Genomic DNA, 23293 nt, shown 5'->3' on the forward strand with positions numbered 1-23293 from the left:
CCGGCTTGTCTGCCTGGAGCAAAATTAGGCTCTGTCGGATTGATGCATAACTGCCTATAGTTGGAAAACTTTGTCTCACTGGTGAGCACAATGATCGATCTCAACGATGTCATCGTGTTTGCTCGCGTCGTCGAGGCCGGCAGCTTCACCGCCGCCGCGCGTCTGCTTGCCATGCCCAAGACGTCGGTCAGCCGCCGTGTCGCCGCGCTCGAACGCGAGGTCGGCGTGCGCCTGTTGCAGCGCACGACACGCAGCCTCAACCTGACGGATGCCGGGCGTCTGTATTATGAGCAAAGCAGCCAGGGGCTGCGCACGATCGAGGAGGCGAATCTGCGTCTGGCGGAGGCGAGGGCGGAACCGTCGGGCACCATCCGCATTTCGGCCCCGGTAGGCTTTGGCGGCTATTTCCTCATCCGCGCCGTGGTCGACTTTCTGGCGCTGTATCCGAAGACCAATGTCGAGCTTCGCCTCACCGACGACAAGCTCAACCTGGTCGAGGACGGAATCGACCTCGCCTTTCGCACCGGCACCCTCCAGGATTCGACGTTGATCGCCCGCAAGCTCGGCGCCGCGCGCAGGCTGCTCTGCGCCAGCCCCGACTATCTCGCACGATATGGAATGCCGGAAGGTCCGGCGGATCTCGCGCGCCATCGATGCGTCATCGCGGGTCCATCGGCCTCGGGCGCCCATTGGGTGCTGGATGGACCACGAGGCCAGGAGACGGTCGTGGTCGCCGGGCGCTTCGCCGCCAATGAAATGCAGGCGGTGGTTGCGGCCGCGCTCGCCGGCTTCGGTGTCGCCCAATTGCCCCAGGCGATGGCCGAAGGGCTGATCGATCAGGGGCGCCTGCAGCGCGTCCTCGAGGATTACACGACACCGGCCGGCGGACTGCATGTGCTCTATCCGAGCAGCCGCCACCTTTCGCCCCTGGTGAAGGCCTTTATCGAACTGGCGGCCGAGCGGATTTCCAATCGGGCAAATACCGCTTAAAGGGCGTCTGTGCTACCCAATCGACCTCCAATTCCCGAGCGCGAGACCTGAATGACCGAGCGGATCGTCAGTTTTGTCATGAGCGGCGGCGTTGGCTCTCGGCTATGGCCGCTGTCACGCGAGGACAATCCCAAGCAGTTCCACGATCTGTCGGGCGATGGCTCCATGCTGGCCAAGACCTTGCGCCGCCTGACGGCGAGACCGGCTGGCGAGACGCCGATCTTCCTGATCGCCTCGGAACGTCACGCCGATCGTGTCCATGCCGACTTGGCCGGTCTCGATCTTGCCGGCGGCGGCCCGCTGTTCGAGCCCGCGGGACGCAACACCGCCGCCGCCGTCGCACTGGCGACGCTGCGCACTCTGTCGGAATTCGGCGACAGCCTGGTGCTGGTGGTGCCTTCCGACCATGAAATAGCGACGGCGGGGCAATTCTGGCAAAGTATCGAAGCGGGATCGCAGGCGGCGCGCGCCGGCCGCCTGGTGGTGTTCGGCATCAAGCCGACCCAGCCGGAAACCGGTTACGGCTATATCGAGGTATCGGCCGAGAAGGGCGGGGTGTTCGACGTTTCGCGCTTCGTCGAGAAGCCCGACCTCGCGACGGCCAATGATTATCTCAAGGCGGGAAATTTCTACTGGAACACCGGCATCTTCCTGTTTCGGGCGGGTGCCATGCGCGACGCCTTCGAGGCATTCCAGCCCGATATCTGGCGCACTACCGAAGCGGCCTACAAGGCGGCGACATCGGACCTGTCCGGCCTCTATATGCCGCTGGAGCTCTACGCGGCCATCCCGTCGAACTCGATCGACTATGCCATCATGGAGCGGGCAAAAGACATCGCCATGGTGCCGGCCGGTTTCCGCTGGAACGATCTCGGCTCCTGGCAATCGCTCCTCGACGTCGGTCCCGCTGACGAGCGAGGCAACGTCGTCGTCGGTGATGTCGTGGCCATCGATTGTGAGAATTCCTATATCCGCAGCGACGGCCGCCTGCTGTCGGCGATCGGCATGAAGGACGTTGCCATCGTCTCGACGGCGGATGCCACTTTCGTTGCCCCGGTGAGCCACAGCCAGCACGTCAAGAAGATCGTCGAACAACTCGAAAAATCGGGACGGCTGGAAACCAGATTCACGCCAGCGCACGACCGCGTCATCGAAAGCGGCGCCTGGCGGCGGCGCGTGCATCACTGGCTGTTCCAGGAGACCTTGCCGCTATGGTCGACATCAGGCGTCGACGAGCGCCATGGCGGCTTCCACGAGGCGTTGGGTTTCGACACCAGGCCGCTCGTCAAGCCCAAGCGCATGCGCACCCAGGCCAGGCAGGTCTATGCTTTCGCCGTTGCCAAGGAACGTGGCTGGACCGGCCCGGCCGACCGGCTGATCGCGCATGGCATCGATTTCATGGCAGGGCAGGGCCGCACCGAACGGGGCGGTTGGGTGCGCACGCTGAATGTCGATGGCTCCGTCGCCGACCCGGTCGAGGACGCCTACGATCATTCCTGCATTCTGCTGGCACTGGCGCACGCGCATATGTCGGGCAATCCCGATGCCTTGCGGCTCGGCGAGGAGACCTTCGCCTTCCTCGATGCGCATCTGGAGGACAGCCGCATGACGGGGTTCCTCGAGACATCGGATGGGGCCGGCGAGCGGCGCTCCAATCCGCACATGCATCTGCTCGAAGCTTTCCTGGCCTGGCACCAGGCGACCGGAGAGCGCGCGCATCTGCGACGCGCGGCCCGCATCATCGACCTCTTCCGCAGCCATTTCTTCGACGCCGAGAGCTGGACGCTCGGCGAGTATTTCGATGCCGAATGGAAACCGGTCTTGGGAGAGAAGGGAACCTGGACCGAACCCGGCCATCACTTCGAATGGGCATCGCTGCTGGTCGATTTTGCCGATCGAAGCGGCCAGGCCGAGCTGAGCGTCTATGCCCGAAAACTCTATGCCTCGGCGATCGCCAACGGCCTTAACCGCGCCACCGGCCTTGCCTATGGGGCAGTCTCGCGGCAGGGCCTGCCGCTCGACCTGATGTCGCGCAGTTGGCCGCAGGCCGAAGCGCTCAAGGCGGCGATCGCGCTGGATGGCTCGGGCGGCCCTGATCTCAAGCCGGAGATCGAGGCGCGCGTCGGCCGGCTGTTCCGCTGGCACATCGACCCGGCGCCGCTGGGCCTCTGGATCGACCGCATCGACGAACGCGGCCGCTCGCTGGCGTCAGACGTGCCGGCGAGCATCTTCTACCATCTGGTCTGTGCGCTGACCCAGTATCTGGATGGGACGGTGGACAAGTAGGCGGGATCAGTACGGGCTTGCCACGTCCCCGGTCTCGACATAGACCGACTTCAGCTGCGAATAGAGCGCCAGTGCCGCCAGCGAATTCTCGCGGCCGATGCCCGATTGCTTGACCCCGCCGAAGGGGATTTCCACAGGGGTCAGATTGTAGGCGTTGATCCAGCAGGTTCCGGCCTGCAACTCGGCAATGACGCGGTGGGCGCGCGGCAGGTCGCGTGTGAACACGCCCGCGGCAAGGCCGAACTCGGTGTCGTTGGCGCGGTCTATAACCTCGTCCTCACCGTCGAATTTCAGCACGCTCATGACCGGGCCGAAAATCTCCTCGCGGGCGATGCGCATGGTGTCGGTGACGCCGGTGAAGACCGTAGGCTCGACGAAGAAGCCGCCCTGGAAGCCCTGCAGCGACGGCACGTTGCCGCCGCAAGCGAGCGTGGCGCCATCCTGCTTGCCAGCCGCGATATAGCCGACGACCTTGTCTTGCTGCGCCTTGTTGACCAACGGACCCATCTGCGTATCCGGATCGAGCGGATCGCCGATGCGGATTTTCTTGGTTCGCTCGACCAGCCGCTCGACAAAGCGGTCGTGAATGCCGCTCTGCACGAAGACGCGCGTGCCGTTGGAACAGATCTGGCCGCTCGAATAGAAATTGCCGAGCATGGCGCCGCCAATGGCGTTTTCGAGATCGGCATCGTCGAAGACGATCAGCGGCGACTTGCCGCCGAGTTCCATCGTCGCGTGCTTCATCCCTGAGCCGGCCAGCGACAGGACCTTGCGCCCGGTCGGCACCGAGCCGGTCACCGAAACCTTGGCGACGACATCATGGCCGACCAGCCCGGCGCCGACATCGCCATAGCCTTGCACGACGTTGAACAGCCCGTCGGGCAGGCCGGCCTCCGAGTAGATCTCGGCCAGCGCCAGCGCCGAAAGCGGCGTGTTTTCCGATGGCTTGAACACCATGGCGTTGCCCATGGCGAGCGCCGGCGCCGATTTCCAGCCGGCGATCTGGATCGGATAGTTCCAGGCGCCGATACCGACGCAGACGCCAAGCGCCTCGCGGCGCGTGTAGGCGAAGGGTCCGCCGAGGTCGACCGCTTCGCCGTTGAAGACGGCGACCGCGCCGGCGAAATATTCAAGGCAATCGGCTGCTGAAGGCGCGTCCGCCACCAGCGTCTCCTGGATCGCCTTGCCGGTGTCCAGCGTCTCGATGCGGGCAAGGTCGGCGTTGCGGGCGCGCAAAATGTCGGCGGCACGGCGCAGAATGCGGCCGCGCTCGACCGGCTTGAGCCGCGCCCAGGCCGGCTGTGCGGCGCGTGCGGCCTCGATAGCGAGTTCCAGCACGTTCGGCGTCGCCGAACGCAGCATGGCGATGGTCTCGCCCGTGGCAGGATAGATCACCGGCAGCGGCGCGCCGCCTTCGTCCTCGATATAGCGTCCGTTGACATAGTGCGAAGCCGTGGGCTGAGCGCGCATGGGGATCTCCAAATCGTCTGCGCCCAAGTGGGCGGCTCAATCTATCGAGGCGGCTCGATCCGTTGCCCGGATCATGGCCTATCTGTCAGACGCCTGCCAGCGCGGATTGATCCATGGCTCCTGGTTGGACGGCGCGAGCGGTGTACGGCCAAGGATGTGATCGGACGCCTTCTCGCCGGTCATGATCGATGGTGCGTTGAGGTTGCCGTTGGTCACGCGCGGGAAGATCGAGGAGTCGGCGACCCGTAATCCGTCGACGCCGATGACCCGGCATTCCGGATCGACGACGCTCGATTGATCATCGACCCGGCCCATTCGACAGGTGCCGCAAGGGTGGTAGGCGCTTTCGGCATGGTCGCGAATGAACATATCGAGATCGTCATCCGACTGCACATGGCTGCCCGGCGAGAGTTCCTGTCCGCGGTAGGCATCGAAGGCCGACTGGCCGAAGATTTCGCGGGTCAGGCGGATGCAGTGACGGAACTCCGCCCAGTCGTCCGGATGCGACATGTAGTTGAAGCGGATGACCGGCTTCGCTTTCGGATCCGGCGAGCGCAACGTCACCGAGCCGCGCGACTTCGAGCGCATCGGCCCGACATGCGCCTGGAAGCCATGCGACTTCGCCGCCGCCTTGCCGTCATAACGCACCGCCGCCGGGATGAAGTGGTACTGGATGTCGGGATAGTCGACGCCTGCCTGCGAGCGCACGAAGGCGGCCGCCTCGAAATGATTGGTGGCGCCCAGGCCCGATTTGAAGAACAGCCACTGCGCCCCGATCATCGCCTTGGAGAACGGGTTCAGCACTGAATTCAGGGTGATCGGCTTGGTCGATTCCTGCTGGATGTAGAGCTCCAGATGGTCCTGCAGGTTGCCGCCCACACCGGGCCGGTCGGCCACGACGGCAATGCCGTTTTCGCGCAAATGCCCGGCCGGGCCGATACCGGACAGCATCAGGATTTTTGGCGAGTTGATCGACGACGCCGCGACGATCACTTCGCGTCGCGCCTTAACGACCTGAATCTGTTTGTGAGCTTCGATCTCGACGCCGATGGCGCGTTGATTCTCGATGATCACCCGGCGCGCGAAGCCCTTGACCAGACTCACGTTTTTGCGCCGAAGCGCCGGCTTTAGATAGGCTGATGCCGCCGACCACCGGCGGCCGCCCAGAATGGTCTGCTCCATCGGGCCGAAGCCTTCCTGCTTGGCGCCATTGTAGTCGTCGGTCAGTTCAAACCCTGCCTGCCGGCCCGCTTCGACGAAGGCGCCATAGAGCGGATTGCGCCGCGAGCCGCGCTGCACATGCAGCGGGCCGCCGTGCCCGCGCCAGCCATCCTCGCCACCGTCGGAATCTTCCATGCGCTTGAAATAGGGGAGCACGTCAGCAAAACCCCAGCCGGCCGCTCCCTGTTCGGCCCAATGGTCGAAGTCACGGGCGTGGCCGCGCACATAGACCATGCCGTTGATCGAGGACGAGCCGCCGATCACCTTGCCGCGCGGCGTCGCCAGCACGCGGCCGCCCAGATGCGGCTCCGGCTCACTGGCGAACCCCCAGTCGTAGAGGTTCATGTTGAGCGGGATCGACAGCGCCGACGGCATCTGGATCAGAGGTCCGAGATCGGTGCCGCCGAATTCGATGACGATGACCGAATGCTTGCCGTCCTCAGACAGGCGATAGGCCATGGCCGAGCCGGCGGAGCCGGAGCCGATGATGACGAAATCCGCTTCAAGCATCGTTCATATGCGCCATAAAATCGGCGAGCGAGACATTGCCGCCGGTTGCCACCACAAGGACGGTCTTTCCCGCCACATCCACCTTGCCACCGAGCAGTGCCGCCAGCGACGCCGCGCCCGAAGGCTCCAGCACCAGCTTCATCCGCTCGAAGGCGATCTTCATTGCCCGCCGCACCGACTGGTCGTCGACGGTGATGCCGCGAACACCCGCTGCCTTGACTGCTGCGAAGGGGGCGTCGCCGGGCCGGCGCGACATCAGCCCGTCGCAGATCGACTTCGGGCCAATCGGCATGGTCTCGATCGAGCCATGCGCCAGTGACGAGCCCATGCCGTTGAACCCTTCGGGCTCGACGCCGATGATCTCGGTCGCCGGCGACAGATAGTGGAAGGCGAGCGAAACGCCGCCGATCAGCCCACCGCCGCCGACCGAGCAGAACAAAAGATCGGCGCTGGCGTCCTTGGCCGACAGCTGGTCGAGCGCCTCGAGGCCGGCGCCCGCCTGGCCGGCGACGATCTCGGGATCGTCGAACGGATGCAGCAGAGCCAGACCTTCGGTCTCCGCGATCTCGCGCGCCTTTGCGGCCGCGACCTCTTCACGCGCCCGATCGCCATGATCGGTCAGCACGACGCGGGCGCCATAGCCTGATGTCGCATCACGCTTGGCGGCCGGGGCGTCGATCGGCATGACGATGGTGACCGGGATGCCGAGCGCCTGTCCGGCGGCCGCCAGCCCTTGCGCGAAATTGCCGGAGGAATAGGCGACGACGCCCTTCCTTGCTTCGTCGGGCGAAAGCCGCTTCAGCCGCCAATAGGCGCCGCGAACCTTGAAGGATCCGGCCCACTGCAGCGATTCCGGCTTGATGAAGACCCGGGCCGCACCGGTTTCCTTGGCGAGTGCCGTCGATTCCAGCAGCGGCGTGACCTGTGTCGCCTGGGAGGTGACGGCATAGGCCTGCATGAGATGATCGAGGGTGGGAACGAGAAGATCTGTCATCATTCGCCTCGCGGATACCTTTTGCTCTCTTCGAGATTGTCGAGGTTCATGTGATTGCGCATGTACCGCTCTGACGCCTTCTGCAGTGGCTGGAAATCCCAGGGGTAATAGGCGCCATTGCGCAGCGCCGGATAGACCACCCAGCGGCGCGCCTGGCTCTCGCGCACGGCGGCGTCGAAGCCGGCCATGTCCCAACGCGCCCTGACCTTGTCCATGAACTCGGCCACCAACGCCACATTGGCGGGATCATCGGCGAGATTGTCCCGCTCCAGCGGATCGGCTTCGAGATCGAACAATTGCGGCGGATCGAGTTCGCAATGGACGAATTTGTAGCGGCCCTCGCGGATTGCCACCAAGGGCGCATAGGAGCCTTCCGCGGCGTACTCGATCAACACCGGTGCCGTGCGCTGCCCGCCCTTGGTGAGCGGCAGCAGCGACTGGCCGTCGGTCCACGGCGCGATCGACCCGATGTCGATGCCGGCGAGGTCGCAAAGCGTTGGCGCCACGTCGAGATTGGAGACCGGCGCGTCGATCAGCCCGGCCGGCACGCCCTTGCCGGCGATCATCAGCGGCACCCGCGCCGAGCCTTCGAAGAAGCTCATCTTGAACCACAGGCCTCGCTCGCCCAGCATGTCGCCGTGATCGGAGCAGAACAGGATGATCGTGTCGTCGAGCATGCGCGTTCGGGTGAGAACGTCGAGGAGCTCGCCGAGCTTGTCGTCGACATAGGAGATGTTGGCGAAATAGCCGCGCCGCGAACGACGCACCTGCTCCGGTGTGATCTCGAAAGAGGGATAGTCGCTGGCGTGGTACAGCCGCTGGGAATGCGTATCCTGCTCGTCATGCGCGATGAAGCCAGTTTCCGGGTCCAGCGCCTGGCAATGCTCATAGAGATCCCAATACTGCTTGCGCGCGACATAGGGATCGTGCGGGTGCGACAGCGAGACGGTGAGGCACCATGGCCGATGGCTTGCATCGTCCTGTTCGCGTGAAAGCTGATAGAGCTTCTGAGACGCGAGGAACACGACCTCGTCGTCATACTCCATCTGGTTGGTGGTCTCGGCGATGCCGGCGCCGGTTACCGAACCCAGATTGTGATACCACCACTCGATGCGCTCGCCGGGTTTGCGGTAGTCCGGCGTCCAGCCGAAATCCGCCGGATAGATGTCGGTGGTCAGCCGCTCCTCGAAACCGTGCAACTGATCCGGTCCGACGAAATGCATCTTGCCCGACAGGCAGGTGTAGTAGCCGGCGGCACGCAAATGATGGGCGAAGGTCGGGATCGACGAGGTAAATTCAGCGGCATTGTCGTAGACACCGGTGCGCGACGGCAACTGGCCGCTCATGAACGAGGCGCGGCCCGGTGCGCAAAGCGGCGAGGCGGTGTAGTTGTTGGCAAAGCGCGCCGAACGCGCCGCCAGCGCTTTCAGATGCGGCGTGTGTAGAAATTCCGCTGGCCCATCCGGGAAAAAGGTCCCGTTGAGCTGGTCGACCATGACGATCAGGAAATTGGGTCGCTTCGCTGTCACTGTTTGTGCTGTCCGCCAAGTTTGGTTTCGAGATAGTCCTCGACCAGCGCGATCGCGGTCGCGGCGTCGGGCACGCCATCCTTCAGCGCGCGCCTGATGTAGAGCCCGTCGATCATTGCCGCCGTCGCTTCCGCGGCGCGGTCGGCTTCGGTCCTGGGCAGGATACCGATCAAACCGCTCATCAGGTTCGAATGCAGCCGCCTTGCGTAGACTCTGAGCAACCGGCGCAGCGAGGACGATTGCTGCGCCTCGACATAGAAGGCGAGCCATGCGGCGATGGTCTCCGCCTGGAACTGGATGTCGGAAAAATTGACGGCGACCACGGCCGACACGCGCTCGCGCGGGGAGGTGGTGGATTGAAGCGCGCGGCGCATGTCGATGGTCAGTTCGGCCAGGATGTGCCGCATCGTCGCGAACAGCAGCTCGTCCTTGGCGCCGAAATAGTGATGGGCAAGGGCCGAAGACACACCGGCGCGTCCGGCAATCTCGGACATGGTCACGTCAAGCGAGCCGCGCTCGCCGATCGCCGAGATCGTCGCGTCGATGAGCGCCTTGCGGCGCAATGGCTCCATTCCGACCTTTGGCATGCTGTTCCCGATCTTTTCGGGAGATTATTTTTTATTGACGCGTCAATCAACAAAAAATCGATGCTGACGCGACCTGCACCAAGCGATTGTTGCGCGGCGGCTCTTCACGGTTCGAGCAGGAATGTTTATATTTGAACAATAAAGACGAAGTGCGCCATGAGCCCACATGTTAGGCTGGCGCCAAGGATGGAGACCGGCATGACCGCATGTATCGTTGGCTGGGCACATTCGCGCTTCGGCAAGCTCGAGGGCGAGACGCTCGAAAACCTGATCGTCAAGGTCGCGACGGACGCGCTCGATCATGCCGGCATCGGCCCGGACGAGGTCGACGAGATCGTGCTTGGCCATTTCAACGCCGGCTTTTCGGCGCAGGATTTCACCGCAAGCCTGGTTCTCCAGGCCGATGACCGGCTGCGCTTCAAGCCGGCCACGCGCGTCGAGAATGCTTGCGCAACCGGTTCGGCCGCCGTCCGGCAAGGCATCCGCGCGATCGATGCAAACGCTGCCCAGGTCGTTCTGGTGGTCGGCGCCGAGCAGATGACGACAACGCCCGGGCCCGAGATCGGCAAGAACCTGCTCAAGGCGTCCTATCTGCCCGAGGACGGTGACACGCCGGCCGGCTTTGCCGGCGTCTTCGGCAAGATCGCGCAGGGCTATTTCCAACGCTATGGCGACCAGTCGGATGCGCTCGCCATGATCGCCGCCAAGAACCACAAGAACGGCGTCGACAATCCCTATGCCCAGATGCGCAAGGATTTAGGCTACGATTTCTGCCGGCAGGAGAGCGAGAAAAACCCGTTCGTCGCGGGACCCTTGAAGCGCACTGATTGCTCGCTGGTTTCCGACGGCGCCGCTGCCCTTGTCCTTGCCGACACGGCGACGGCACTGAAGATGCGCCGCGCCGTTGCCTTCCGCGCCAACGAACACGTACAGGATTTCCTGCCGATGTCGAAGCGCGACATCCTGGCCTTCGAAGGCTGCGAGCAGGCCTGGACCCGCGCTTTGAAGAATGCCGGCGTGACGCTCGACGATCTCTCCTTCGTCGAGACGCATGACTGTTTTACCATCGCCGAACTGATCGAGTATGAGGCGATGGGACTGGCCAAGCCCGGTGAGGGCGCTAAGCTGGCGCTGGATGGCACAACGGCAAAAGACGGTCGCCTGCCGGTCAATCCTTCCGGCGGCCTGAAAGCCAAGGGCCATCCGATCGGCGCCACCGGCGTCTCCATGCATGTCTTGACCGCCATGCAGCTTGTTGGCGAAGCCGGTGGCATCCAGGTGCCGGGCGCAAAACTCGGCGGCATTTTCAACATGGGCGGCGCGGCTGTCGCCAACTACGTTTCCATTCTTGATCGGATCAGGTAAACCGCCCCGGCATTCACGGGAGGTGACATGGCCAATCCGGTTCTGATCGAAGTCTTGCGCGGCGCCATTGTCGAGAGCGCCCATCGCGGCGCCGTCGCCGTCTTCGATGCCGGCGGCAAGCCGGTCCTGGAGATCGGCGACACATCGAAGCCGGTCTTTCCCCGCTCTGCCGTCAAGGCGATCCAGGCCCTGCCGCTTGTCGAAACGGGTGCCGCCGATGCCTACGGCTTCGGCAACCGCGAACTGGCGCTAGCGTGTGCCTCCCATTCCGGCGAGCCGGCACATGTCGACCTGGCGCGGTCCATGCTGGCCGGGGCCGGGCTGGATAGGTCGGCGCTCGAATGCGGCACCCACTGGCCCTCGGACCATGACGCCGAGATTGCGCTCGCACGTGCCGGCGGTTCACCAAATGCGCTTCACAACAACTGTTCCGGCAAGCATTCCGGCTTCCTTTGCACCTGCGTGCATTCCGGCATTGAGCATCGCGGCTACGTCAAGCCGGGGCACGCTTTGCAGGAAATGGTGCGCGACGCCATGCAGTCGGTCACCGGCGCTGTCCACGGCGCCGACGAACGCGCGACCGATGGCTGCTCGATCCCGACCTATGCGGTGCCGCTGAGGAGTTTCGCGCTCGGCTTTGCCCGCATGGCGACGGGACAGGGCTTTGGCCCCGAGCGGGCGAAAGCTGCGAAGCGACTGCTTTCGGCCTGTATGGCGGAGCCGTTCTTCGTCGCGGGCACAGGCCGTGCGGACCTGTTGCTGATGGAAGCCGCTCCCGGGCGGATTTTTGCCAAAGGCGGGGCCGAGGGCGTCCATTGTGCCGCGCTTCCGGAACTCGGTCTCGGTATCGCCGTCAAATGCGATGACGGTGCCGGGCGCGCTGGCGACGCAATCGCCGCTGCCGTCCTCGCCAGGCTGCTGCGGGCGGACGAAACCGTGGCCGCGAAGTTGTTGGACCTGGCGAACGCGCCAATCGAAAGCCGGATTGGCGCCAAGGTCGGGGCGCTGAGGCCGACGCCAGCCTTGAATTGAGGTCAGCTGACGCGGTTGCGCTCGACGGTCAGATGCGCAAAGCCGCTGCTGCTGGTCTGGGTAAGGTCTGACGTCACCGGCTCGGCCCAGCGCTGGCCGACAACCGCCCCGTTCGACGCACCGTCGATGACATTGTCGGAGATGACGGCGGTGCCGGCGCCCTCGACCACGCTGACGACGATACCGGTGCCTGCCTTGCGGATGATGTTTCCCGTGGCCACGACATTACGCAGATACGGCCCCCAGCCGATCGACATGCCGTAGAGCGGTGCATTCTCGATGACGTTGCTGGAAGCAATGGTGTCGGCTTCGACGGCGATACCGACGCCGAAACCGGGCGGGTCGGCGGTGTAGGGGCCTGATGTCGACAAATTGCGCACGATGTTGCCGGAGCAGACACCCATGCGGCCGCCTTCGTTGAAGTTGACGATCGAGATACCGTTGGCCGCACCGTCGACGATGTTGTTGGAGATGACGGCGCCCTCGAACGAGAACTCGGAGTAGACCGCGGTCTCGCCCGAGCGTGCGCAGGTGTTGCCCGATATCTGCAGATTGCTGGAACTGTTGGCGCGGATCGCCGAGAACGCGCAGTCCGAAACCACATTGCCCGAGATAACGACATTTCCAGCGCGGAAGGCATTGATGCCGTTGCCGTTCTGGCCGGTCCCGCCGCTGCGCGCGCCAATGCGTTCGACGCGGTTGCCGGTGACCATGGTGCCGTCTTCCGCGGCTTGCCAGCGGTGCACGAGGATGCCGCCATTGGCGCAATCGGAGACGGTGTTGCCGGTGACTGCCAGTCCTGCGGCTTCGACGGAATAGATGCCGGCGTCCGCCGCTCCTGATATGTCCGAACGCTCGATCCTGCCCGCCGCGTGTTCCAGCGCCAGCCCGTTCTTGCCGCTTCCGGTGATCTGGCAGTTATCCACCACCAGGTGAGCGACCCGGCGCAGATCGAGCAGCCCTTGTGCATAGTCGCCCATCGAGCGGTTCGAACCGTCGAAGACCAGCCCGCTGAGTTCGATATGGTCGGCCTGTTCCGCCATGAACAGATGGCCGTCGCCGCCATAGACGATCCGCGTCGCACCCGGTACCCCGGACAGACGCACGCGGCCAGGCAGCGAGAGATTGGACACCACATAGGTGCCGGGCGGCAGGAAGACTGGCATGTCGCGGCCGTTGGCATCGCGCAGCAGCTTGGCGAAGGCCTTGCTCTGGTCGTCAAACGTGCCGGGCTGCACGCCAAGTTCCGTGGCATTGATGGAACCGCGCATCGAGGCCTTCTCGATGCCGGTCAGGCTGGCGGCCGCCGCCTTGCCGAGCGCGAGGCCCATCACGGCAAAGCCGGCGGTCTGAGTCAGCAGCATTCGTCTGTTCAACATCGGCACACAATCCAAGTGTTCAGTCCCGACACCCCAGTGTCCAGTCCTGACACCGCAGGAATCATGCCAGACGCTGGGCAGCCGTTCTCGGGGGGCATGGCTTGTCGAGCGGCCACTCGGCGCCTAAGTTCAGGAGATGAGCAGAGCTTTTACCCGCGAGGAAGACAGCGAGAATGCCATCGCCGGCGTTGGCGAGAGGCCGATCAGCACGCACCGCAACCTGGTGACCGAGCGCGGCCTGGCGCAGATCGAGGACAATCTGGCCGATTTGCGCGACGTGCTGGCGAAAGCCGAGAGAAAGGCCGATCGCGAGCGCATCGCGGTCGTGTCGCGTGACCTGCGCTACTGGACCGCGCGGCGGGAGAACGCCGAACTGTCCGTACCGGAGCCCGGCAGCGACGTCGTCCGCTTCGGCATGGGTGTCACGCTGGAAAGCGATGACGGCAAGAAGGTGCACTGGAAGATCGTCGGCGAGGACGAAGCCGATCCCGCCAAGGGCAGCATCTCGCATGTCTCGCCGATGGCAGTGGCGCTATTCGGCAAGAAGGTCGGCGACGTCGCCAGCGTCAATGGCAAGGAGTGGGAGATCGTCAAGCTCTCAGAGAGTTGACGCAAGGCCCGTCTACTTGGCCATCCTTTGCAATACGGCCTCATACTGGTCCATGACATCACGAGCAGCGCGCATCTGCCGTTCGACGTCGTCACTTCTCATCGGTCTTAGAATGACGCCGTCATCGGTTTCGATGATCTGGAATTGATCGCCTACTCGCATGTTCAGGTTGTCCAGCATTTCCTGCGGCAAGATCACGACACCTGATCCGTCGTCGAGCTTGCGGACAATAGTCTTCACGGGCCGTTACCCTTGGTTGCGTTCGTCATTGTGACACAACCTTTCCGGCGCTACAATGTTTCGCTCAACGCGCCAGCAGCCGATGCAGCAGCCTCTCGGCCGCCTCCGGAATAACCGTGCCCGGCGGGAAAATTTCCGCAGCCCCCGCCTTCAGCACAGCCTCATGGTCCTGCGGCGGGATGACGCCGCCGGCCACGATCAGCATGTCGCCGCGGCCGAGCTTTTTCAGCGCGTCGCGCAATTCGGGGATCAGCGTCAGGTGTCCCGCCGCCAGCGACGAGGCGCCGATGATGTGGACATCGTGCCCGACGGCCAGTTTCGCGATCTCTTCCGGTGTCTGGAACATGGCGCCGACGGTGACGTCGAAGCCGAGATCGGCGAAAGCCGTGGCGATCACCTTCTGTCCGCGGTCGTGGCCGTCCTGTCCCATCTTGGCCACGAGAATGCGCGGCTTGCCGCCATTTTTCTTTTCGAAGGCATCAAGCTTGTCCCGCAGCCGGTCGACCACCGGATTGTCGCCGAGCGCCTTGCGGTAGACGCCGGAAATGGTCTGCACCGTGGCCACATGGCGGCCATAGGCTCGTTCCAAGGCGAACGAGATTTCGCCGACAGTGGCGTTGGCGCGCGCGGCGCGGATGGCGAATTCAAGGAGATTGTCCTCGCCTTGTGCGGCACGTGTCAGCGCATCGAGCGCGCTTTCGACGGCGGCCACGTCGCGCGTGCCTTTCAGCCGTTGCAGCTTCGAGAGTTGCCGGGCCCTGACCTCGGCATTGTCGATCTTCAGCACATCGACCTCGATGTCGTTCTCCGGGCGATGCGCATTGACGCCGACCAGCATCTGCTCGCCGGAATCGATGCGCGCCTGCGTGCGGGCCGCCGCTTCCTCGATGCGCAGCTTGGGTATGCCCTTTTCGATCGCCGCCGCCATGCCGCCGAGAGCCTCGACCTCCTCGATATGAGCAAGCGCACGCGCCGCCAGATCGTGTGTCAGCCGCTCGAGATAGGCCGAACCGCCCCACGGATCGATGATGCGCGTGGTGCCGGACTCCTTCTGCAGGACAAGTTGCGTGTTGCGGGCGATGCGCGCCGAATGGTCGGTCGGTAGCGCCATTGCCTCGTCGAAGGAATTGGTGTGCAGCGACTGGGTATGCCCTTGGGTCGCCGCCATCGCCTCGATCATGGTGCGGATGATGTTGTTGTAGGGATCCTGCGCCGTCAGCGACCAGCCGGAAGTCTGGCAATGGGTACGCAGCGACAGCGATCGCTCGTCCTTCGGCGCGAAATTCTTTTTCATCAGCGTCGCCCACAACAGGCGCGCGGCCCTGAGCTTGGCCACTTCCATGAAGAAGTTCATGCCGATCGCCCAGAAGAAGGACAGGCGCGGCGCGAAACTGTCGATGCCGAGCCCTGCCGCGACGCCGGCGCGGGCATATTCGATACCGTCGGCGATCGTATAGGCGAGCTCCAGGTCGGCGGTCGCGCCGGCCTCTTGCATATGGTAGCCGGAGATCGATATCGAGTTGAACTTCGGCATGTTCTTCGAGGTGTAGGAGAAGATGTCCGAGACGATCCGTATCGAGGGCTTCGGCGGATAGATGTAGGTGTTGCGGACCATGAACTCCTTCAGAATGTCGTTCTGAATGGTTCCCGCCAGATCTTCCTGTGCGACGCCTTGCTCTTCCGCCGCCACGATGTAGAGCGCCATGATCGGCAGCACGGCTCCGTTCATCGTCATCGACACGGTCATGTCGCCGAGCGGAATGCCGTCGAACAACTGACGCATGTCGAGGATGGAATCGATGGCCACGCCCGCCATGCCGACATCGCCGGCGACACGCGGATGGTCTGAGTCATAGCCGCGATGGGTGGCAAGATCGAAGGCAACCGAAAGACCTTTCTGGCCGGCGGCAAGGTTGCGCCGGTAAAAGGCGTTGGACTCTTCGGCGGTCGAAAAGCCTGCATATTGCCGGATCGTCCAGGGCTGCTGGACATACATGGTTGGGTAGGGGCCACGCACGAAGGGCGGCAGGCCGGGATAGGTGTCGAGATGCGGCAGGCCCTTGAGGTCGCCCTGATTGTAGAGATGCTTGACGACGAGGCCTTCCGGCGTCGTCCGCTGCCCCTTGACCTCGACAGGCGCGCGGCGCGGTGGCACCCAGCCGATCTGACTGAAATCCGGAATCAAGAAGCGGCCCCGATGGATTGATCGATGCGGACTGGAGGCAGCGGCTCGCACAGGACGACGCCCTCGGTGAAGGCAGCTCGCCGCTCAGCGTCCAGCGTCTCGACCGGACGCTCGCCTTTCAACGGATAAAGCGTGGCGCCGATCATGGCCCGCTCGCCTGACTTGAAGGCAATGCCGCGCTGGACGGCGGCAGCGCGGACGCGTTGCTGGATATGTCCGTCCCGAAGGCTGGAGAGCACGCCACCCTCTGCCTCGATCGCCTGCAATTCCGCCCACGCTGCTTCGCAAAGATCCGACGTCAGCGCTTCGACGGCGCCGGAGCCATGGGCGGGATCGGCGACATGGTCGACATGGCTTTCATTGGCCATGATCAACTGCGCGTTGCGCGCGACGCGGCGGGCAAAAGCCGCCGGCAGGCCATGCGCGATCGTATGCGGCAGGATTGAGATCGAATCGGCGCCTCCCGCCGCCGCGGCGAAGCAGCCGATCGTCGTGCGCAGGATGTTGGTTTCGGGGTCCAGTGCCGTCATCATGCGAAATGATGTCTCGGCATGGATGTTGGCCGTGGAATTGGGGATCGAGCAGGCCTCCTGCACCCGTGCCCACAGCCTGCGCAAGGCCCGCACCTTGGCGATTGACAGGAACTGGTCCTGGTCGACGCTGAGCGCGAAACCGATATGAGGCGCGGCATAGACGAGCGGCTGCCGCGCCTTCTCGAACATTCTCAGATACGAGACCGCCGAGGCCAGCATGATGCCGAGTTCCTGCGCTTCCGTGGCGCCGGCATTGTGAAAAACGCGACCGTCCGCCTCCAGGAGCACACCCGGAACGCCCATCGAGAAGAAATGCGCCAGCGATTGCGGCATCGATTCTTGCAGCGCCTCGATCGACATGCGCAGCCGGCCGGTGCCGGCGAGGACTGCCGCCGGATCGATGCCGAAGGAAAGGTTGAGCTTTGCCGGATCGGAGCGCCGCTTGCTCAGGAACGCCACCAGCCAGTCGGCCATGGGGCGGCTCCAGGGGTGGGTGTCGATGCGGACCTGGACCCTGTTGAGGGGCACGCCCTCCAGCACCGTCTCCAGTGCCTGCGCCGTCCTCGGCAGGCCATAGCCGAACGCGTTCGGGGCACCTTCGAAGACGAGCGACAGTCCCGTCGCGCCTTGCGCGATGTCTTCCAGGGCCTGGCTCTTGGCGCGATCGACATCGGGGTCGTCGACGCGCTGGCTGACGATCCAGGGCGATTGAGGATTGGCGCGCACGATCGGTTCGGCTCCGGTCGCGCGGTCATAGAGCGGCTCGACGCGGATGTTGTCGTCGGTATGCGAGATCAGCTTTTCCTCGAAGGATGCGCCGGCCAACGCCTTTTCCGCCAAGGCCAGCCATCGCTGACGCTCCGCATCCATTGGCTCAACATCCCTGGTCAAGGCTCCGGCGCCCATTCGTCGTCCTCGTTCTGTGTGGCCGCACCAGCCCGGCCAGCCCAGTCTACGGTCCCCGGTCGGTTACCGCAATGCAGGTGCAAGGCCCGAATCCCACTCACCTGATATTCGATCCACCTGATATAGGTCGGCTTGGGTGGGCGGACCATGGACGATTGCCAAACACCATCGAAATTCGCAAGTTCCAAAATCCGATCCTGGCGATTGGTCCGATTTGGACGATTGGCCTGGATTGGATGATCGGCCCCGCGTTGGACAATTGTCATTGTCGCTGTGCAACAGCCTCACTATACCTTCGGGCAAAGGCTGGCTTTGGGCACATCAGTTTGCGGAGACCCGACATATGGCTGACGACACCAGTATTTTCATCGGCGCCAGCCGCAAGCCCGACGACAGCTATCAGCGAGCTGAAAATCTGCTGCTGCAATACGGCAATCGCCATGGCCTGGTGACCGGCGCCACCGGTACCGGCAAGACCGTCAGCTTGCAGATCCTGGCGGAGGGATTTTCCAACGCCGGCGTGCCGGTCTTCTGCGCCGACATCAAGGGCGACCTTTCCGGCATCGCCATGATGGGCACCGCGCAGGATTTCCTGGTCAAGCGGGCGGAACAGGTGAAGCTCGACCCTTACGACTTCCAGGAATTCCCGGTCATCTTCTGGGATCTGTTCGGCGAGCAGGGCCACCCTATCCGCGCGACCATTTCGGAAATGGGACCGCTGCTGCTGTCGCGGCTGATGAACCTGACCGACGCACAGGAAGGCATCATGAACATTGCCTTCCGCATAGCCGATGAGGAAGGGTTGCTGCTGCTCGACATGAAAGATCTGCAGGCGCTGCTCGCCAACATTGCCGAGCGTGCAGAAGAGATCAGCGCCCGTTACGGCAACGTCACCAAGCCATCGGTGGGGGCCATTCAGCGCACGTTGCTGGTGCTGGAGCAGCAGGGCGCGGCGAACTTCTTTGGCGAGCCGGCATTGCGCATCGCCGACATCATGCGCACGACCCGCGACGGTCGCGGCGCCATCAGCGTGCTGGCCGCCGACAAGCTGATGATGAATCCGCGCCTCTACGCGACGTTCCTTCTCTGGCTGATGTCGGAGCTGTTCGAGGAACTGCCCGAAGTCGGCGACCCCGACAAGCCGAAGCTGGTGTTCTTCTTCGACGAGGCGCACCTCTTGTTCGACGAGGCGCCGAAGGTGCTGATCGACCGGGTCGAGCAAGTGGTCCGCTTGATTCGCTCCAAGGGCGTCGGCGTCTATTTCGTCACGCAGAACCCTTTGGATATTCCCGAAAAGGTCCTCGCCCAGCTCGGCAACCGCGTGCAGCATGCGCTGCGCGCCTACACGCCGCGCGAGCAGCAGGCGGTGAGGACGGCGGCCGAGACCTTCCGGCCCAATCCCGATTTCGACTGCGCCACCGCCATCACCCAGCTCGCCACCGGCGAAGCGCTGGTCTCGACCCTGGAGGCCAAGGGCATTCCGTCGATGGTCCAGCGCACGCTGATCCGTCCGCCGTCGTCGCGGCTTGGACCCATTACCCCCGCCGAGCGGCAGAAGCTGATCGGGGAAAGCCCGGTCACCGGCCAGTATGACCAGGTCATCGACCGCGAATCGGCGTTCGAGATGCTGCAGAAGAAGGCCAAGGAGGCGCAGGACGCCGAGGCGCAGCAGGCAGACACCGGCGGCTCGCGCTGGACCATCCCAGGCTTCGGCAATGACGATCCAGCGCCGCAGTCCGGTGGCAGGCGCGCGCCGGCGCCGCGGCCGTCCAATCGCCAGACGGTGGCGGAAGCCGCAATCAAGTCGGTGGTGCGATCGGTCGGCTCGTCGGTCGGACGTGCGATTGTGCGCGGGATTCTGGGGAGTTTGTCGCGGGGGCGGTAGGATCGGGCAGCGGCGTTGCCGCTGCCCTGTGAGCTCAGAAGATCGCGTCCGTGACCGCCTTGACCGGGCCGAGCAGCACCGATCCATCCGGCACGCCGGCGTCGATCGGGATGGCCTTGTGGTTCGCCGTCGCCACCATGGGCTGGCTGGCGTTGCTGGTCACGATGACCGGGCTCTTCGACGGCACGCGGTCATAGAGATCGATGATGTCCTGGTTCATCAGGCGCACGCAGCCCGATGACACCGATTTGCCTATCGAGCGCCATTCCGGCGAGCCGTGCAGGCGATAGAGCGTGTCCACATTGCCCTGGAAGAGATAGAGCGCGCGCGCCCCGAGCGGGTTCTTCAGGCCGCCGGGCATGCCGCCATTGTCGGCGCTGTACTGCTTCAATTCCGGCTGGCGCGCGATCATCTCATCCGGAGGCGTCCATTTCGGCCATTTCTGCTTCCACTGGACGACGGCGTCGCCCGACCATTCGAAGCCGGCGCGGCCGAGCCCGACACCATAGCGAATGGCCTGGCCGCCCGGGCGAACCAGATAGAGGAAGTGGCCTGTCGTATCGACGACGATGGTTCCCGGCTTCTGTCCGGTCGGGTCGGGCACGATCTGGCGCAGGAACTGCGGGTCGATCCTGTCGACCGGGATGGCCGGCAGATCGAAGCCGCCATCGTTGACCGCCGCGTACATAGACGCATAGTCGGCGAGCGGCGGCTCGACATAGGTAGGTGGCGGCGGCTCGGCCGGCCCCGGTCCGGTGGTTGCGCATGCCGAAACCGCGATCGAGGCGGCGCCCAGGGCTGCGGCGTTGAGAAAGCCGCGACGGCTCAGGCGATAGGATTCGATTTCGGTTATGGACATGGCTGCCTTCTTTAAGACTCAAATCGCAACAAAGCGTCAACACGCCGACGTCCGCCGCGGGTGCCTAACAACACCTGAGGCGATAGGCGGTTCCGATTCTGGCCCGAACGTGGACAAACAAAGGCGAAGCTGTGACTGCGCCGCCACTGTGGCGTTGGGGCCACAGGTCTGTCAGCTGCCGGATACGAGGGCCTCCAGCGATGGCAGGATCAGGGCCGGCGGCAAGTCCCGGTATTCCTCCGGCTGGTTGGAGCGGTTGATCCAAACCGTGCGGAAACCGAATTTGGTGGCGCCCGCAATGTCCCAGCGATTGGAAGACTGGAAGGAGACCGCGCCTGGATAGAGGCGCCAGCCGGTGGCGACTATGTCGTAGACCGCTGGGTCGGTCTTGAAGCGCCGCACCGCATCGACCGAATAGACGTCGTCCAGGACCTGGTCGAGTGCCGCGGACTTTACCGCCGCTTCAAGCATTTCGGGCGAGCCATTGGAGAGGATAGCCAGTCTGGCGCCGGAAGCCTTGAGCGCCTTCAGCACGGCTGGCACTTCGGGGTAACAGTCCAGCCTCCAATAGGCCTCCAGCAACTTTGCCTTGAGACCAGGATCGGCCGAAGGGACCTTGCGCAAGGCGAAGTCCAGCGCTTGTTCCGTCAACTGCCAGAAGTCGGCATAGGTGCCCATCAGCGTGCGCACCCAGGAGTATTCGAGCTGCTTGGCGCGCCAGATTTCGGACAGGAGCTGGCCGTCCGGGCCGATCGCGTCTGCATGGCGGCGCACGGCGGCGTGCACGTCGAACAGTGTGCCGTAGGCGTCGAAAACATAGGCGGCGTATTGCATGGCAACAGTTTTGAGGCGAGGCGGGACAAGGTGCAAGCCTTGATTGCACCGCACCCGTCGCTGGCCTCAACAAATCTCCCTGATGATGGTTGACGAGGCCTGTCAAAGCATCTTCCAATGGCTGTCACATAAGATTGACCGGAACGGGAAAACGCGATGACACTGGCGGCGGCGGCGCAATCCGCGACATGGACTTTCATCGATGGCGATTGGTACGAAGGCAATGTCGCCATTCTGGGGCCGCGCAGCCACGCCATGTGGCTCGGCACCAGCGTGTTCGACGGGGCTCGCTGGTTCGAGGGCGTGGCGCCCGATCTCGAACTTCATGCCGCACGCGTCAATGCCTCGGCGATCGCGCTCGGCCTCGCGCCGAACATGACGCCGGAGCAGATCGTCGGGCTGACCTGGGACGGATTGAAGAAATTCGACGGCAAGACGGCGGTCTACATCAGGCCGATGTACTGGGCCGAGCATGGCGGCTACATGGGCGTGCCGGCCGATCCCGCCTCGACCCGTTTCTGCCTGTGTCTCTATGAATCGCCGATGATCTCGCCGACCGGTTTTTCCGTGACCGTATCGCCGTTCCGGCGGCCGACCATCGAAACCATGCCGACCAATGCCAAGGCCGGCTGCCTCTATCCCAACAACGGCCGCGCCATCCTCGAGGCCAAGGCGCGCGGCTTCGACAATGCACTTGTGCTCGACATGCTGGGCAATGTCGCGGAGACCGGAAGCTCGAACATCTTTCTGGTCAAGGACGGCCATGTGCTGACGCCGGCGCCCAACGGAACCTTCCTGTCCGGCATTACCCGCTCGCGGACCATGACGCTGCTCGGCGATTATGGGTTCAGGACGACCGAAAGGACGCTGTCGGTGCGGGATTTCCTCGAAGCCGACGAAATCTTCTCGACCGGCAACCACTCCAAGGTGGTGCCGGTAACCCGCATCGAGAGCCGCGACCTGCAGCCCGGCCCGGTAGCCAAGAAGGCACGCGAACTCTATTGGGATTGGGCGCATTCGACCTCGGCTGGCTGAGATGCCAGTCGGGCCTTTTTGTCGCTGCGCGGCCCGCGGCGGGAAAAGCGTGTGACAGTTCCCGGGAACCCGCTTAGAAAGGGAACCGGCGCTTCACTTCCGGAGTTGTTCCAACTCAATCCCGACCTATCTTACTCCGGTATCCACACCGGATTTTTCCACGAGGGAGTACTACCCATGGCTTTCGAATTGCCCGCTCTGCCCTACGACTATGAGGCCTTGCAGCCCTATATGTCGAAAGAGACGCTGGAGTATCACCACGACAAGCATCACAAGGCCTATGTCGACAACGGCAACAAGCTCGCCGCCGAAGCCGGCCTTGGCGATCTTTCCGTCGAAGAGGTGGTCAAGCAGTCGTTCGGCAAGAACGCCGGTCTCTTCAACAATGCCGCCCAGCACTACAACCACATCCATTTCTGGAAGTGGATGAAGAAGGGCGGCGGCGGCAACAAGCTCCCTGGCGCGCTGCAGAAGGCTTTCGACAGCGATCTTGGCGGCTATGACAAGTTCAAGGCCGACTTCATCGCCGCCGGCACGACGCAGTTCGGTTCGGGCTGGGCATGGGTTTCGGTCAAGGACGGCAAGCTGGCGATCTCGAAGACGCCAAACGGTGAAAACCCGCTCGTTCATGGCGCATCGCCGATCCTCGGCGTCGACGTCTGGGAACACTCCTATTACATCGACTACCGCAACGCCCGGCCGAAATATCTCGAGGCCTTCGTCGACAGCCTGGTCAACTGGGATCACGTTCTCGAACTCTACGAAAAAGCCTGACAGGCCTCCAGAAAAGCCCCGCAAGACGGGGCTTTTCTTTTTTGTAACGAGGTGCCGCACAAGCAAAGG

The 23293-nt window shown here is 63.8% G+C and carries 19 protein-coding genes; 8 read left to right on the forward strand and 11 right to left on the reverse strand.

From position 1 onward, the window contains the following. Nucleotides 1-90: 90 nt before the first annotated feature. Nucleotides 91-990 carry a LysR family transcriptional regulator gene (locus EN804_RS12030; RefSeq protein WP_135915277.1) on the forward strand — a complete coding sequence of 300 codons (900 nt, stop codon included), beginning with the start codon at nucleotides 91-93 and terminating at the stop codon, nucleotides 988-990. A gap of 51 nt (nucleotides 991-1041) precedes the next feature. Beyond that, nucleotides 1042-3276 (forward strand): mannose-1-phosphate guanylyltransferase/mannose-6-phosphate isomerase, encoded by a 2235-nt coding sequence (locus tag EN804_RS12035; protein ID WP_135919498.1) that lies wholly within the window; start codon nucleotides 1042-1044, stop codon nucleotides 3274-3276. A 6-nt stretch (nucleotides 3277-3282) separates the two neighbouring features. Here the strand turns inward: EN804_RS12035 and betB are convergent, their stop codons facing one another. The 5 genes from betB to betI all read right to left on the reverse strand — a co-directional run bounded on the left by betB (nucleotide 3283) and on the right by betI (nucleotide 9587). Beyond that, entirely contained in the window at nucleotides 3283-4746 is a 1464-nt protein-coding gene (gene betB / locus EN804_RS12040; RefSeq protein ID WP_135919500.1) for a betaine-aldehyde dehydrogenase, read from the reverse strand. A 78-nt stretch (nucleotides 4747-4824) separates the two neighbouring features. Next, entirely contained in the window at nucleotides 4825-6477 is a 1653-nt protein-coding gene (gene betA, locus EN804_RS12045) for a choline dehydrogenase (RefSeq protein ID WP_135863648.1), read from the reverse strand. Further along, a complete protein-coding gene (locus tag EN804_RS12050; protein WP_167531187.1) occupies nucleotides 6470-7474 on the reverse strand; it encodes a threonine/serine dehydratase in 1005 nt (334 codons plus the stop codon). Before EN804_RS12050 ends, betA begins: the two co-directional genes overlap by 8 nt. Next, nucleotides 7471-9000 (reverse strand): choline-sulfatase, encoded by a 1530-nt coding sequence (gene betC, locus EN804_RS12055; RefSeq protein ID WP_127277706.1) that lies wholly within the window; start codon nucleotides 8998-9000, stop codon nucleotides 7471-7473. Before betC ends, EN804_RS12050 begins: the two co-directional genes overlap by 4 nt. Beyond that, complete coding sequence (gene betI, locus EN804_RS12060) at nucleotides 8997-9587, reverse strand: transcriptional regulator BetI (RefSeq protein WP_135915281.1); 591 nt, start codon at nucleotides 9585-9587, stop codon at nucleotides 8997-8999. The genes betC and betI overlap by 4 nt, the downstream gene beginning before the upstream one ends. A 198-nt stretch (nucleotides 9588-9785) precedes the next feature. Here betI and EN804_RS12065 point away from each other — a divergent pair, with 198 nt between their 5' ends. Beyond that, nucleotides 9786-10952 (forward strand): acetyl-CoA acetyltransferase, encoded by a 1167-nt coding sequence (locus tag EN804_RS12065; RefSeq protein WP_135919502.1) that lies wholly within the window; start codon nucleotides 9786-9788, stop codon nucleotides 10950-10952. A 27-nt stretch (nucleotides 10953-10979) separates the two neighbouring features. After that, the gene (locus EN804_RS12070) at nucleotides 10980-11984 is read left to right on the forward strand and encodes an asparaginase (protein ID WP_135919504.1); all 1005 of its coding nucleotides are present in this window, start codon (nucleotides 10980-10982) and stop codon (nucleotides 11982-11984) included. Between the two features lie 2 nt (nucleotides 11985-11986). Here EN804_RS12070 and EN804_RS12075 read toward each other — a convergent pair whose 3' ends face one another. Continuing rightward, the gene (locus tag EN804_RS12075) at nucleotides 11987-13363 is read right to left on the reverse strand and encodes a TIGR03808 family TAT-translocated repetitive protein (RefSeq protein WP_135919507.1); all 1377 of its coding nucleotides are present in this window, start codon (nucleotides 13361-13363) and stop codon (nucleotides 11987-11989) included. A 136-nt stretch (nucleotides 13364-13499) separates the two neighbouring features. On the opposite strand from EN804_RS12075, the gene greA reads away from it, so the two are divergent. Further along, on the forward strand, nucleotides 13500-13973 hold the full coding sequence (gene greA, locus EN804_RS12080) for a transcription elongation factor GreA (protein WP_127280456.1): 474 nt from the start codon (nucleotides 13500-13502) through the stop codon (nucleotides 13971-13973). Nucleotides 13974-13985: 12 nt separating this feature from the next. Here greA and EN804_RS12085 read toward each other — a convergent pair whose 3' ends face one another. From EN804_RS12085 to EN804_RS12095, 3 genes are all read right to left on the reverse strand, one after another. Then, nucleotides 13986-14213, reverse strand: coding sequence for an AbrB/MazE/SpoVT family DNA-binding domain-containing protein (locus tag EN804_RS12085; protein WP_127871324.1), 228 nt, complete (start codon nucleotides 14211-14213; stop codon nucleotides 13986-13988). A 64-nt stretch (nucleotides 14214-14277) separates the two neighbouring features. Beyond that, the gene (gene scpA, locus EN804_RS12090) at nucleotides 14278-16398 is read right to left on the reverse strand and encodes a methylmalonyl-CoA mutase (protein WP_135919509.1); all 2121 of its coding nucleotides are present in this window, start codon (nucleotides 16396-16398) and stop codon (nucleotides 14278-14280) included. Next, nucleotides 16395-17837: a methylmalonyl-CoA mutase subunit beta gene (locus EN804_RS12095; RefSeq protein WP_135919511.1), complete on the reverse strand. Its 1443-nt coding sequence runs from the start codon at nucleotides 17835-17837 to the stop codon at nucleotides 16395-16397. Before EN804_RS12095 ends, scpA begins: the two co-directional genes overlap by 4 nt. Before the next feature lie 343 nt (nucleotides 17838-18180). Here EN804_RS12095 and EN804_RS12100 point away from each other — a divergent pair, with 343 nt between their 5' ends. Then, on the forward strand, nucleotides 18181-19722 hold the full coding sequence (locus tag EN804_RS12100) for a helicase HerA-like C-terminal domain-containing protein (RefSeq protein ID WP_135919513.1): 1542 nt from the start codon (nucleotides 18181-18183) through the stop codon (nucleotides 19720-19722). 34 nt (nucleotides 19723-19756) lie between these two features. Here EN804_RS12100 and EN804_RS12105 read toward each other — a convergent pair whose 3' ends face one another. Beyond that, nucleotides 19757-20581, reverse strand: coding sequence for a L,D-transpeptidase (locus tag EN804_RS12105; protein ID WP_135883408.1), 825 nt, complete (start codon nucleotides 20579-20581; stop codon nucleotides 19757-19759). Nucleotides 20582-20752: 171 nt separating this feature from the next. After that, complete coding sequence (locus tag EN804_RS12110) at nucleotides 20753-21415, reverse strand: haloacid dehalogenase type II (RefSeq protein WP_135919515.1); 663 nt, start codon at nucleotides 21413-21415, stop codon at nucleotides 20753-20755. Nucleotides 21416-21571: 156 nt separating this feature from the next. Between EN804_RS12110 and EN804_RS12115 the strand changes: the two genes are divergently transcribed. Both EN804_RS12115 and EN804_RS12120 read left to right on the forward strand, forming a co-directional pair. Continuing rightward, nucleotides 21572-22450, forward strand: coding sequence for a branched-chain amino acid aminotransferase (locus tag EN804_RS12115; RefSeq protein WP_135919517.1), 879 nt, complete (start codon nucleotides 21572-21574; stop codon nucleotides 22448-22450). Nucleotides 22451-22627: 177 nt separating this feature from the next. Beyond that, nucleotides 22628-23224 (forward strand): superoxide dismutase, encoded by a 597-nt coding sequence (locus EN804_RS12120; protein WP_135883405.1) that lies wholly within the window; start codon nucleotides 22628-22630, stop codon nucleotides 23222-23224. Nucleotides 23225-23293 lie beyond the last annotated feature (69 nt).

Origin of the sequence: Mesorhizobium sp. M8A.F.Ca.ET.161.01.1.1, assembly GCF_004792105.1 — a bacterium.
Lineage (GTDB): Bacteria > Pseudomonadota > Alphaproteobacteria > Rhizobiales > Rhizobiaceae > Mesorhizobium.